Below are 13325 nucleotides of genomic sequence, written 5' to 3' on the forward strand. Positions count from 1 at the left end.
GTCACGGGGCTGTCCATCACTGTGCAGGGTAGTCGGCGCCGACCCCACCCGCCCGGTCCCCACACGCCTTCGGGCCGTACCGCACGGCGTGTCATCACCTGACCATTCCAGCCAAGGTTGGGCTCGATTCCATATCTCTCCAGGACCGGTGATCTCAAGTCGTTTGACAGTGTTTGTACCAACTGGTGACCGGAATCAGAATCGTCCGGCGTCCCGGACGGGGGTGTCGGAGCAGGTCGGCGAGGTATGCCCAAAAGGGTATGTGGGACGTTTCACGCCACGACACGGTGGAGTGACCTGGGGGAGAGTCGTCGCGGCCCGCTCAAGAGTGCGGTACCGTCCAACATCGTGAGCCCTGTACGTCGCTGTTCGCGCACCGCTTGCGGCCGTCCCGCCGTCGCGACGCTGACGTACGTCTACGCCGACTCGACCGCGGTCCTCGGCCCGCTCGCCACCTACGCCGAACCCCACTGCTACGACCTGTGCGCCGAGCACTCCGAGCGCCTCACCGCGCCGCGCGGCTGGGAGGTCGTCCGCCTCCTCGACGGCTCGGCCCCGGCCCAGCCCAGCGGGGACGACCTGGAAGCGCTGGCGAACGCCGTGCGCGAGGCGGCCCGGCCCCAGGAGCGGGCGGCGGGAGCCGCCGGCGGGGGGCGTGCCGCCGATCCCATGGAGGTCGCGCGCCGCGGTCACCTGAGGGTGCTCCGCTCGCCGGACAACTGACGGCGCCGCTTCCTCCCTCCCCCTTTTTCCTCCGCTCTCCTCCCTTCCACCGGCTTCCCCGCCTGTTCCGTCCTCCTCCGCTCGCACACCGGTCACGGCATCCCCATTGACGCGAACTTGTCGCGGACACGACCATTCCTCCCAAGGTTGCGAGAAATCGCTTTCGCATGGCGGAATTCGGGAGGCGTCCGTGTACGTCCAGCAACTGGAACCCGTAGCCGGCTCACTGGGCCTCTCCGCCCTCGTGGCGGCCTTACCCCTCGTGGTCGTCCTGGTCCTGCTCGGCGGGGTCCGCATGAAGGCGCACCTGGCGGGCCTGATCGGCCTGCTGGGCGCCGTCCTCGTGGCCTGGCTCGTCTACGGGATGCCGCTGGGCCAGACGGTTTCCGGCGCCGCCCAGGGAGCCGTCTTCGGCCTCTTCCCCATCCTGTGGATCGTCGTGAACGCCCTGTGGGTGTACCGGATGACCGTCCGTACCCGGCACTTCGACATCCTGCGCCGCTCCTTCGGCCGGCTCTCCGACGATCCGCGGATCCAGGCGCTGGTCGTCGCCTTCTGCTTCGGCGCGCTGCTGGAGGCGCTCGCCGGCTTCGGGGCGCCCGTCGCGATCTCCGCCGTGATGCTCGTGGCACTCGGCTTCGATCCGGTGCGCGCCGCCGTCGTCGCGCTGGTCGCCAACACCGCGCCGGTGGCCTTCGGGGCCATGGGCACGCCGGTCGTCACGCTCGCACAGGTCACCGGGCTGCCCCTGGACTCCGTGGCGTCCGTGGTCGGCCGCCAGACCCCGCTGCTGGCCCTCGTGGTGCCGCTGGCGCTGGTCTGGCTGGTGGACGGCCGGCGCGGGCTGCGGGAGACCTGGGTGCCCGCGCTGGTCTGCGGAGCCGCCTTCGCCGTCGCCCAGTTCGCCGCGTCCAACTACGTCTCCGCGCAACTCGCCGACATCGGCGCCGCCCTGGCCGGCGCGGGCGCCCTGGTCGCGGTGCCGCACGCGCGCGTGTCCGCCCCCGAGGCCGTACGCGCCTCCGTGCTGACCGGTGTGCGCAGCGAGGAACTGGACGAGGAGGACCCGCGCGGGGAGGTCCTGCGCGCCTACGCCCCCTACGCGCTGATCGTGGCGGTCTTCTCCGTCGCGCAGATCCCGGCGGTCAAGGACTGGCTCGCCGGCGCCACCCAGACCTACGACTGGCCGTTCCTGGACGTCGCCGGACCGGACGGGGAACCCGTCGGCGGCAACGTGTTCACCTGGCCGATCGTCTCCACCGGCGGCACCCTCGTCCTGTTCGCCGGGGTGTGCACGGCGGCCGTGATCGGCCTGCACGCGCGCGTGGCGGTCGAGGAGTGGCTGGCGACGGTGCGCGAACTGCGGTTCGCGATCCTCACGGTGACCTCCGTGCTGGCGCTCGCCTACGTGATGAACCTCTCCGGCCAGGCGGCCACGATCGGCCACTTCGTGGCGGCGGCGGGGGCCGGACTCGCGTTCCTGTCACCGGTGCTGGGCTGGTTCGGTGTCGCGGTGACCGGATCGGACACCTCCGCCAACGCCCTCTTCGGAGCCCTCCAGGTGACCGCCGCGCGGCAGTCCGGGCTGTCACCGGAGCTGCTCGCCTCGGCGAACAGCTCCGGCGGTGTCCTCGGCAAGATGATCTCGCCGCAGAACCTCACCATCGCCTGTGCGGCCGTCGGACTGGCGGGCCGTGAGGGGGACTTGCTGCGCAAGGTACTGCCCTGGAGCCTCGGCCTGCTGCTGGTGATGTGCCTGATCGTGGTGGGGCAGAGCACGGCGGTGCTCGGCTGGATGCTGCCGTGACCCGTGCTTCGCAGCCCGTGTCCCGCAGCCCGTGTCCCGTGGCCCATGTCCCGCAGCCCGTGAACCCCGACCCGTGACCGGCCCGATGCCTCGAACCGGGCCCCGTCCGGGACCCCCGTCCGGGACCCCCGTCCGGGCCCCCGCCCGGGGGTCCCGGAGGAGCGTCATCCCCTGCGGGGGGCTACGGGTAGTTTGTGGGGACCGACAGGACTTTCGGAAGGGTTGGCCGTGGCTGCTGATCTGTCTCAGATCGTGAAGGCGTACGACGTGCGCGGGATCGTTCCCGACCAGTGGGACGAGTCCCTGGCCGAGCTCTTCGGCGCCGCCTTCGTCCGGGTGACCGGCGCGGGCGCGATCGTCACCGGGCACGACATGCGGCCCTCGTCCCCGGGCCTGTCGGGCGCCTTCGCCCGCGGTGCGGCGGCCCAGGGCGCCGACGTGACCGAGATCGGCCTGTGCTCCACCGACCAGCTCTACTACGCCTCGGGCGCGCTGGACCTGCCGGGCGCGATGTTCACCGCCTCCCACAACCCGGCGCGGTACAACGGCATCAAGCTGTGCCGCGCGGGCGCCGCCCCGGTCGGCCAGGACACCGGTCTGGCCGAGATCCGCGAACTCGTCGAGCGGTGGAGCGAGTCGGGCGCCCCGAAGCCGGCGGCCGCGACGGGGACGGTCACCCGGCGCGACACGCTGGACGACTACGCGGCACACCTGCGCTCGCTCGTCGACCTGACCTCCGTCCGCCCCCTGAAGGTCGTCGTCGACGCGGGCAACGGCATGGGCGGGCACACCGTCCCGACGGTCTTCGCCGGCCTGCCGCTCGCCCTCGTCCCGATGTACTTCGAACTCGACGGCACCTTCCCCCACCACGAGGCCAACCCCCTCGACCCGGCCAACCTCGTCGACCTGCAGAAGCGGGTCCGCGAGGAGGACGCCGACCTCGGTCTCGCCTTCGACGGCGACGCCGACCGCTGCTTCGTCGTCGACGAGCGGGGCGAGCCGGTCCCCCCGTCCGCGATCACCGCTCTGGTGGCCTCCCGCGAGCTGGCCAGGAACGGCGGCAGGGGCACGGTCATCCACAACCTGATCACCTCCTGGTCGGTGCCCGAGGTCGTGCGGGAGAACGGCGGCACCCCCGCCCGCACCCGCGTGGGCCACTCCTTCATCAAGGCCGAAATGGCGAGGACCGGCGCCCTCTTCGGCGGCGAGCACTCCGCGCACTACTACTTCCGCGACTTCTGGAACGCCGACACGGGCATGCTGGCCGCCCTGCACGTCCTCGCCGCCCTCGGCGGCCAGCAGGGCACCCTGTCCGCCCTGGTCGCCCAGTACGACCGCTACGCCGGCTCGGGCGAGATCAACTCCACCGTCGACGACCAGACCGCCCGCCTCGCCGCGGTCCGGGCCGCGTACGAGGGCCGCGAGGGCGTCACCCTGGACGAACTGGACGGCCTCACCGTCACTTCCGCCGACTGGTGGTTCAACGTCCGCCCCTCCAACACCGAACCGCTCCTCCGCCTGAACGCGGAGGCCCGCGACGAGGCGACGATGGCCAGGGTGCGCGACGAGGCCCTGGCGATCATCCGGGGCTGAGACCGGGCGGGACCGAGAACGTGCGGGCGGGGCCGGGACCGTGCGGGGCGGGAGCGCGGTCCGCCCCGCACGGGCCGGTCCCGGCGTACCGGCCGCCGCCCCGCGGTGGCGTGAGCTCCCGTCCGCCCTCCCGGAAGCGGTTCAGGGCTCAACATCCACAGCTCGTCCGCCCCGCGCCCACCGGCGGTACCCTGACCAGGCACATCCGCATACGCCCGCCCCCGAAGGGAACCCCCATGGCGCTCGAAGCCGGCCTCCTGGAGATCCTCGCCTGCCCGGCCTGCCACTCCCCCCTGGAAGAGCAGGACACCGAGCTCGTCTGCACCGGTCAGGACTGCGGCCTGGCGTACCCGGTCCGCGACGGCATCCCCGTCCTCCTCGTCGACGAGGCCCGCCGCCCCGCGTAACCGACGATCCGGCGGCCCGGCGCACCAGCGACCCGGCGCCGCGACCCGACGCCACGCCGACCGGAGGCTGCCGCCCATGCTCGACGAATCGCTGCTCGACTCACCCGAGGGCCTCGCCGAGGCCGACCGCCGCGCCCTGCTCCGCGGCGCCGCCGAAGCGGGCGCCCGCGTCCGCACGGCCGTCCGGCACGCCGCCGAGGCCGGCGTCCACGACCTCGCACCGGACGGCCGTCCCCGCGCCGTCCTCATCGCGGGGCCCGGCGCCGCCGCCACCCAGGCCGCCGACCTCCTCGGCACCCTGGCCGGCTCCGGCAGCCCCGTCACCCGGCTCGCGCCGACCGGCGTCGCCCCCGCAGCGGGAGCACTGCGCTGGGAACTGCCCGGCTGGGCCGGCTCCGTGGACCTGCTGCTGATCGCCACCCCCGACGGCACCGAACCGGGCCTGGCCCTGCTCTCCGAGCAGGCGTACCGCCGCGGCTGCACCGTCGTCGCCGTGGCGCCCGCCCGCACCCCGCTCGCCGAGGCCGTGAACGGCTCCCACGGCCTGTTCGTCCCCATGGCCACCGCGCCCTACGACCAGGACGAACCCCTCGCCGCAGCCGCCCCCGGAGTCCTGTGGTCGCTGCTCACCCCGCTGCTCGCGCTGCTGGACCGCACCGGCCTGCTCGCCGCCCCGCCGGACGCCCTGGACAAGGTCGCCGACCGCCTCGACCGCATCGCCGAACGCTGCGGCCCGGCCATCGCGACCTACAGCAACCCGGCCAAGACGCTGGCCGCGGAACTCGCCGACGCGCTCCCCGTCGTGTGGACCGAGGGCGTCTCGGCCGGCCCGGCCGGCCGCCGCTTCGCCGCCGCGCTCGCCGAACTGTCCGGCATCCCCGCCGTTGTCGCCGAACTCCCCGAGGCACTCGCCGCGCACAGCGCCCTGCTCGCCGGCCCGCTCGCCGCCAGCGCCGACCCGGACGACTTCTTCCGCGACCGGGTCGAGGAACGGCCCGCCCTGCACGCGCGCGTGGTGCTGCTCCGCGACCGCCCCATCGGCGGCCTCACCGCCGCTCCGGCCGCCCGTGACCTGGCCCTCGGCCACGACACGCCGATCAGCGAGCTGGAGCCGGAGGAGGGCGGCGAACTGGAGACCCTCGCGGAACTGATCGCCGTCACGGATTTCGCCGCCGTTTACCTGGCGCTCGCTTCCAGAACCTGATCATGCCCGGGATGCACTGACCTCCCTGGCGCGCGTACGCACGAGACACGGCAGAAGGAACACAGAGAGCCCCATGGATCGCCTCGACAACACCATCCGCCCCTACGCCTGGGGTTCCACCACCGCCATCCCGCGGCTGCTCGGCACCGAGCCGACCGGCGAGCCGCAGGCGGAGATGTGGATGGGTGCCCACCCCGGGGCTCCCTCGCGCACCGCGCGCGGCACGCTGGCCGAGGTCATCGACGCCGACCCGGAGAAGGAACTCGGCGCGGCGTCGGTCGCGAAGTTCGGCCCGCAGCTGCCCTTCCTCCTCAAGCTCCTCGGCGCCGGAGCCCCGCTCTCCCTCCAGGTCCACCCCGACCTGGACCAGGCGAAGGAGGGCCACGCGGACGAGGAGCGCCGCGGCGTCCCCGCCGACGCCCCGCACCGCAACTACCGGGACGCCAACCACAAGCCGGAACTGGTCTGCGCCCTCACCGAGTTCGACGGGCTGTGCGGCTTCCGCGACCCGCTGCGCACCGCCGAACTCCTCGACGGCCTCGGCGTGGACTCCCTCAAGCCGTACGTCGACCTGCTGCGCGCCCGCCCCGAGGACGCCGCCCTGCGCGAGGTCCTCACCGCGGTCCTCACCGCCGACCCCGAGGAGATGGCGCACACCGTCACGGAGGTGGCCGCCGCCTGCGACCGCCTCGGCGGCGCGTACGCCCCCTACGCCGACATCGCCCACCACTACCCGGGCGACCCCGGCGTCATCGCCGCGATGCTCCTCAACCACGTCCGGCTCCAGCCCGGCGAGGCGCTCTTCCTCGGCGCCGGCGTCCCGCACGCCTACCTCAACGGTCTCAGCGTCGAGATCATGGCCAACTCCGACAACGTCCTGCGCTGCGGGCTGACCCCCAAGCACGTCGACGTCCCCGAACTCCTGCGCATCGTCCGCTTCGAGGCCGGCGACCCCGGCGTCCTGCGCCCGGAGGCCACCCCGGACGGCGAGGAGGTCTACGAGACTCCCACCGACGAGTTCCGCCTCTCCCGCTACGTCCTCCCCGCGGGCGGCACCACCCACGACCTGACCCTGACCACTCCGCAGATCCTGCTCTGCACGGCCGGTTCGGTCCGCGCGGGCGAGCACGAACTGTCCCCGGGCACCTCCGTGTTCGTCCCCGCGGGTGAGAAGGCCGAAGTGGCGGGTACCGGAACGCTGTTCAGGGCCACGGTCGTCGCCTGACCGTCGCATGCGGCAACCTGGCACGCCGTGCCCGACCGGGCTGCAACAATGGCCCACCGTCAAAGGACGGACACGGGCCCGGACGTACGCACGCGCACGTCCGGGCCCGGAAACGGCGTACGAAGGGACCACGCGGACACATGAGCGCGTCAGGCGGCACCAAGGCGATCGTGGCGGCACTCGTCGCCAACCTCGCGATCGCGGTAGCGAAGTTCGTGGCGTTCCTCTTCAGCGGCTCCTCGTCGATGCTCGCCGAGTCCGTGCACTCGGTCGCCGACTCAGGCAACCAGGCCCTGCTGCTGGTCGGCGGCAAGAAGGCACAGCGCCGGGCCACCCCGCAGCACCCCTTCGGCTACGGCCGCGAGCGCTACATCTACGCCTTCCTCGTGTCCATCGTGCTCTTCTCGCTCGGCGGCATGTTCGCCCTCTACGAGGGCTACGAGAAGATCAAGCACCCGCACGAGCTGACGCACTGGTACTGGCCGGTCGGCGTCCTGGTCTTCGCGATCATCGCCGAGTCCTTCTCCTTCCGCACCGCCATCAAGGAGTCCAACGCCCTGCGCGGCCGCCGCTCCTGGAAGGAGTTCGTCCGCCACGCCAAGGCCCCCGAACTTCCGGTCGTCCTCCTGGAGGACCTCGGCGCGCTCGTCGGTCTGGTCCTCGCCCTCGGCGGTGTCGGCCTCGCCCTGCTCACCGGTGACAGCGTCTGGGACGGCATCGGCACCCTCTGCATCGGCATCCTGCTCATCCTGATCGCCCTGGTTCTCGCCGCCGAGACGAAGTCCCTGCTGCTCGGTGAGGCAGCGGGCGCCGAGGAGACCCGGAAGATCGAGGCCGCCGTCGTCGACGGCGACACCGTCACCCGCATCATCCACATGCGCACCCTCCACATCGGCCCGGAGGAGCTGCTGGTCGCCGCGAAGATCGCGGTGCGGCACGAGAACACGGCCTCGGAGATCGCCACCGCCATCGACGCCGCCGAGTCCCGCATCCGCGAGGCCGTCCCGATCGCCCGCGTGATCTACCTCGAGCCCGACATCTACAGCGAGACCGAGGCCGTCAAGGGAGCCGACCCCGAAGCCACCCCCGGCGGCCCCGCGCCGCACGACGCCGGACGCTGAGCCCGGCACGCGCCGCCCGCCCCGCGAACGAAGCCGCCGGACCGGTCACGGGAGGCGCGGCGCCCGCCAGGTCGGCCTGATGTGTTCGCGGGCGGACTGGGGGAGGCCGGGTCGGGCGGTGTAGCTTGGGACGGAGCCAGACGTCGCTGCTGATGGCGGTCGGGCGGTCCCACCGCGGACCGGCCGAGGGAGAGAGGGCCTCCGACGGACTGCGCTGCGCGCACGCGGGCATGACCGTGTCCTCTTCCGGGCACCCCTGTGTCCGCCGCCGCGCAGACCAGCCGTACCCACCTCGCCCCCGACACCGAGGAGCAGCTCGCAATGACGACTGTCGACAACCGACAGGACTTCAAGGTCGCCGATCTCTCCCTGGCCGAGTTCGGCCGCAAGGAGATCACCCTCGCCGAGCACGAGATGCCCGGCCTGATGGCGCTCCGCAAGGAGTACGCCGACGCCCGGCCGCTGGCCGGCGCCCGGATCACCGGCTCGCTGCACATGACCGTGCAGACCGCCGTCCTGATCGAGACCCTGACCGCGCTGGGCGCGCGGGTGCGCTGGGCGTCCTGCAACATCTTCTCCACCCAGGACCACGCCGCGGCCGCCGTCGCGGTCGGCCCGGACGGCACCCCGGACGAGCCGCGGGGGGTGCCGGTCTTCGCCTGGAAGGGCGAGACCCTGCAGGAGTACTGGTGGTGCACGGAGCAGGCGCTGACCTGGCCGGACAGCCCCACCGGCGGCCCCAACATGATCCTGGACGACGGCGGTGACGCCACCCTGCTGGTCCACCACGGCGTCGAGTACGAGAAGGACGGCCAGGTCCCCGCGCCGGAGACCGCCGCCTCCGACGAGCACCGCGTCATCCTGGAGCTGCTCACCCGCACCCTGGGCGAGGACCCGCGCAAGTGGACCCGGCTGGCCTCCGAGATCCGCGGGGTCACCGAGGAGACCACCACCGGCGTGCACCGGCTGTACGAGATGCAGCGCGAGGGCACCCTGCTGTTCCCGGCGATCAACGTCAACGACGCGGTCACCAAGTCGAAGTTCGACAACAAGTACGGCTGCCGGCACTCCCTGGTCGACGGCCTCAACCGCGCCACCGACACCCTGATCGGCGGCAAGACCGCGGTGGTGTGCGGCTACGGCGACGTGGGCAAGGGCTGCGCGGAGTCGCTGCGCGGGCAGGGCGCCCGGGTCATCGTCACCGAGATCGACCCGATCTGCGCGCTGCAGGCGGCGATGGACGGCTACCAGGTCACCACGCTGGACGAGGTGGTGGAGACGGCCGACATCTTCATCACCACCACCGGCAACAAGGACATCATCCTGGCCGCCGACATGGCCCGGATGAAGCACCAGGCGATCGTCGGGAACATCGGCCACTTCGACAACGAGATCGACATGGCCGGCCTGGCCAAGATCCCCGGCATCGTCAAGGACGAGGTCAAGCCGCAGGTGCACACCTGGACCTTCCCCGACGGCAAGAAGATCATCGTGCTGTCCGAGGGCCGGCTGCTGAACCTGGGCAACGCCACCGGCCACCCGTCGTTCGTGATGTCCAACTCCTTCGCGGACCAGACCCTGGCCCAGATCGAGCTGTTCACCAAGCCCGACGCCTACCCGATCGGGGTCTACGTGCTGCCCAAGCACCTCGACGAGAAGGTCGCCCGCCTCCACCTCGACGCGCTCGGCGTGAAGCTGACCCGGCTGCGCCCGGAGCAGGCCGAGTACATCGGGGTGAGGGTCGAGGGCCCGTTCAAGCCCGACCACTACCGCTACTGAGCCCACGCTCCCACCGAGCGAGCGCGTCCGTGCACCGGCGCGCTCCCCGGCAGCAGGTCCTCCGAGGCAGGCCCCCGCACCCCCGTGCCGGGGGCCTGCCCCGTTGGTGGACCGGCGACCGGCCGGCCCAGCCCGTCACGACCCAGGACCCCCATGCCCCGCGGCCGATATACGCTCTACGATCCGCACGATCACACCCCCCTCGCAGAAGAGCACTTCCACTGCGCCCCCGGCCCCTCCGGCTGGCGCTACGTCTCCCAGCTCACCGCCCCCTCCGGCGATCACCTGGGCTCGGTCGACCTCGCCCTCGACGAACTGGGCCGCCCCCTCCGCCTCGAACTCCACGCCGCGAGCTGGCAGGTCCGCGGCGCCGCCCTCGACGGCGTCACCTGGGTCCGTACGGACCCCACCGGGGCCCACGCCACCGAAGGCAATGTGCGCGCCCACGCCTTCACCGGCTCGTCCCCCGCGTTCCTCGTCGCCATCACCCGTCTTCTGCGCCTCACCCCCTCGGCACCGGCCACCCGCGTACGGCTCGTCGCCTTCACGGACCCGGTCCTCGCCCCGCGCACCGTGGACCAGTCCTGGCAACTGGTGGAAAGAGAAGCACACGCCACTGACAACGGCCCCCTGACCGTGGACGCATACCAGGTCACAGCCCTGGACACAGGCGAACAGCACACCGTGCACATCGCCGGGGACGTGGTCCTGGCCGCCCCCGGCATCGAGCTGGAGGACCTCGCGTCACCCCCGTCGGTCTTCGACTGAGCGGCGTGCCCGGCGCGACCTACGACGGCGGTACGAACCCCGTCGAGGGACGATCGGCCGGCGCCGCCTCCCGCGGCATACCGGTCCGATGCCCACCCACCGGCGCCTCCCCGTCCTCCGCGGAGGAACGCGCCGACGACGTCCCGGGCGGCACGGCTCGCGGATCCGCCGACGGATCCGCCGACGGAACGGTCGGCCGTACATCCGGCGGCACGACCGCGGGGGGACGAGCGGGCAGGGGGTGGCTCCCTGCTGGAGCGGCGGTGCCGGCGTGACCGCCGCCCGCGGCCGTCCCGTTCCCGAAGGCCCGCCGGGCCTCCCGGGCCTGCCGCTCCTGCAGCACCGCCGCCAGGTACGCGGCCGGCGGCACCCCCGGGGGCACCGGCGCCCCCGTACGGTCCGCCAGGTCCGCTGCCAGCCGCTCCGCCATCGCCCAGCCGACCTGCGGGTCCAGCTGCCGCATCCGCGTCAGGTACTGCCGGACGGCAAGCCACAGGCCGTCGGGCACCGCCGACAGATCGAGCCCCGAGAACCGCCCGGCCAGCCACGGGGGCGGCGGCGGTACGAAACCGTCCTGCCCGACCGGCACCCGCTCCCGCACGACCAGAGTCCCCGCGAACACGTCCCCGAGCCGCCGACCACGCGCCGACACCAGGGAGGCGATGCAGGCCACGACCCCGAACGTCATCAGGATCTCGATCACACCGATCAGACCCCGCACCAACGCGTGCCGGAACCGGATCGGTCCCCCGTCGTCCCGCACCACCCGGAGCCCGCACGCCAGCTTCCCGAGCGACCGCCCATGACTGAGCGTCTCGACCGCGATCGGCCCGCCCACCAGCACGAGGACGAACACCGCGATTGATATCGCCGTCTGCGCCGCCTGGTCCAGGGAAGCCGTGGAAGCCACCAGGGCGATGGTCACGACGATGTAGACCGCCACGGCCGCCGCCAGGTCGAGCAGCACGGCCAGCGCCCTGCTGGGCAGCCTCGCGGGGCGCAGTTCCAACGCCACCGCCTCGCCCGTCACCAGCTCACTCACACCCGCCGCCCTTTCCTGGCCTGCCCCGAACATCGCCAGTCTGCCAAGCTGAGGACACATCGCACCGCAGTACGACGAGCCGATCAAGCAGATCATCGATTCAGCAGCCGAGGAGCAGGCACACCGATGGACCTCGACGTCTTCGTCTCCGCCCACCGTGCGGAGTGGGACCGCCTCGACGCCCTGCTCCGGCGGCAGCGCCGCCTCACGGGTGCGGAGGCCGACGAACTCGTCGTCCTCTACCAGCGCACCGCCACCCACCTCTCCCTGATCCAGACGGCCGCGCCGGATCCCCAGCTGACCGGCCGACTCAGCCAGCTGGTGGCCCGTGCGCGGAGCGCGGTCACGGGCGCCCGGCGCGCATCCTGGCGGGACGCCACCCGCTTCCTCACCCACGGCTTCCCGGCGGCCGTCTACAAGTCACGCCACTGGTGGGTGCCCACGGCCCTCCTCTCCACAGCCGTCGCGGCACTGCTCGGCTGGTGGATAGGCACCCACCCCGAGGTACAGGCGTCCATCGCGGCACCGGGCGAACTGCGCGAGCTCACCCGCCCCGGCGGCCAGTACGAGACGTACTACTCGAGCCACCCCGCGACCTCCTTCGCCGCCCAGGTCTGGACGAACAACGCGTGGGCCGCCGCCCTCTGCCTGATCCTGGGCGTCTTCCTGGGCCTGCCGGTCCTCTGGATCCTCTTCCAGAACATGCTCAACCTGGGCGTCGGCTTCGGCCTGATGTCCTCCGCCGGCCGCCTCGACACCTTCCTCGGCCTCGTCCTGCCCCACGGCCTCCTCGAACTGACCGCGGTCTTCGTCGCCGCGGGAACCGGTCTCCGCCTCGGCTGGACCGTCATCGACCCGGGCCCCCGCACCCGCCGCACGGCACTCGCGGAGGAGGGCCGAGCAGCCCTGGCCATGGCGATCGGCCTCGCCCTGGTGCTCTTCGTCTCCGGCGCGATCGAAGGCTTCGTCACCCCCTCGGGCCTGCCCACCTGGGCACGCATCACCATCGGGGTCGCTGCCGAGCTGGCCTTCCTGGCCTACGTCTACGTCCTGGGCGGACGCGCGGCACGCTCCGGGGAGACCGGCGACCTGGACACAGCCGAGCGCAGTGCCACGGTCCCGACGGCGGCCTGATGTGCACGGCGGTCCGTTCAGCTGCTAGTCTCCTCTTCGCCCCACGGGAGCCGTTGACACGGAAGCTGTGGGGAGGTAGATTCGAACAGTTGCCTGGAGATGGGGTCTGACCCTGAGGGCGACAGTGACATCTATCCGCTTCTCGAAACATCGATTTCGAAGAAGCACCCTCCCGATGAATCGGAAACGAAGGCCGGTCAATCCGCCCTGAAACTTCTGATAAAGTCGGGTCCGCCGGAAAGGGAAACGCGGAAGCGGGACCCCGGAAAGCACCGAGGAAATCGGACCGGAAAGGTCTGATAGAGTCGGAAACGCAAGACCGAAGGGAAGCGCCCGGAGGAAAGCCCGCAGGGGTGAGTACGAAGGAAGCGTCCGTTCCTTGAGAACTCAACAGCGTGCCAAAAGTCAACGCCAGATATGTTGATACCCCGACACCGGGTTGTCCCGGTGGCGAGGTTCCTTTGAAGAAAACACAGCGAGGACGCTGTGAACGCCGGGACTATTCCTCCCGGCGTTCCGCTC

General features: G+C 72.1%; 11 protein-coding genes. 10 read left to right on the forward strand and 1 reads right to left on the reverse strand.

Annotated elements, in window-relative coordinates; all coding sequences use genetic code 11:
* Window positions 1–246 precede the first annotated feature (246 nt).
* The 9 genes from B7L92_RS15595 (at window position 247) to B7L92_RS15635 (ending at window position 10627) form a co-directional block, all read left to right on the forward strand.
* Complete coding sequence (locus tag B7L92_RS15595) at window positions 247–723, forward strand: DUF3499 domain-containing protein (RefSeq protein WP_081238196.1); 477 nt, start codon at window positions 247–249, stop codon at window positions 721–723.
* A 190-nt stretch (window positions 724–913) separates the two neighbouring features.
* Entirely contained in the window at window positions 914–2530 is a 1617-nt protein-coding gene (locus tag B7L92_RS15600) for an L-lactate permease (RefSeq protein ID WP_081238197.1), read from the forward strand.
* Window positions 2531–2758: 228 nt separating this feature from the next.
* Entirely contained in the window at window positions 2759–4123 is a 1365-nt protein-coding gene (locus B7L92_RS15605) for a phosphomannomutase/phosphoglucomutase (protein ID WP_081238206.1), read from the forward strand.
* Window positions 4124–4359: 236 nt separating this feature from the next.
* Window positions 4360–4530: a Trm112 family protein gene (locus tag B7L92_RS15610; RefSeq protein WP_004987263.1), complete on the forward strand. Its 171-nt coding sequence runs from the start codon at window positions 4360–4362 to the stop codon at window positions 4528–4530.
* A gap of 76 nt (window positions 4531–4606) precedes the next feature.
* Window positions 4607–5734: an SIS domain-containing protein gene (locus B7L92_RS15615; protein WP_081238198.1), complete on the forward strand. Its 1128-nt coding sequence runs from the start codon at window positions 4607–4609 to the stop codon at window positions 5732–5734.
* 73 nt (window positions 5735–5807) lie between these two features.
* Window positions 5808–6959, forward strand: coding sequence for a mannose-6-phosphate isomerase, class I (manA, locus tag B7L92_RS15620; RefSeq protein ID WP_081238199.1), 1152 nt, complete (start codon window positions 5808–5810; stop codon window positions 6957–6959).
* Between the two features lie 140 nt (window positions 6960–7099).
* Complete coding sequence (locus B7L92_RS15625) at window positions 7100–8080, forward strand: cation diffusion facilitator family transporter (RefSeq protein ID WP_081238200.1); 981 nt, start codon at window positions 7100–7102, stop codon at window positions 8078–8080.
* A gap of 321 nt (window positions 8081–8401) precedes the next feature.
* A complete protein-coding gene (gene ahcY / locus B7L92_RS15630; RefSeq protein WP_081238208.1) occupies window positions 8402–9859 on the forward strand; it encodes an adenosylhomocysteinase in 1458 nt (485 codons plus the stop codon).
* A gap of 153 nt (window positions 9860–10012) precedes the next feature.
* Window positions 10013–10627: a hypothetical protein gene (locus tag B7L92_RS15635; RefSeq protein WP_081238202.1), complete on the forward strand. Its 615-nt coding sequence runs from the start codon at window positions 10013–10015 to the stop codon at window positions 10625–10627.
* Window positions 10628–10646: 19 nt separating this feature from the next.
* On the opposite strand, the gene B7L92_RS15640 is transcribed toward B7L92_RS15635, so the two are convergent.
* Window positions 10647–11669, reverse strand: a complete 1023-nt coding sequence (locus tag B7L92_RS15640) for an RDD family protein (RefSeq protein WP_081238210.1) — start codon at window positions 11667–11669, stop codon at window positions 10647–10649.
* Between the two features lie 126 nt (window positions 11670–11795).
* Between B7L92_RS15640 and B7L92_RS15645 the strand changes: the two genes are divergently transcribed.
* Window positions 11796–12803, forward strand: coding sequence for a stage II sporulation protein M (locus tag B7L92_RS15645; protein WP_081238204.1), 1008 nt, complete (start codon window positions 11796–11798; stop codon window positions 12801–12803).
* Window positions 12804–13325 lie beyond the last annotated feature (522 nt).

It is taken from the genome of Streptomyces viridosporus, from assembly GCF_002078235.1.
Classification (GTDB): Bacteria; Actinomycetota; Actinomycetes; order Streptomycetales; family Streptomycetaceae; genus Streptomyces; species Streptomyces viridosporus.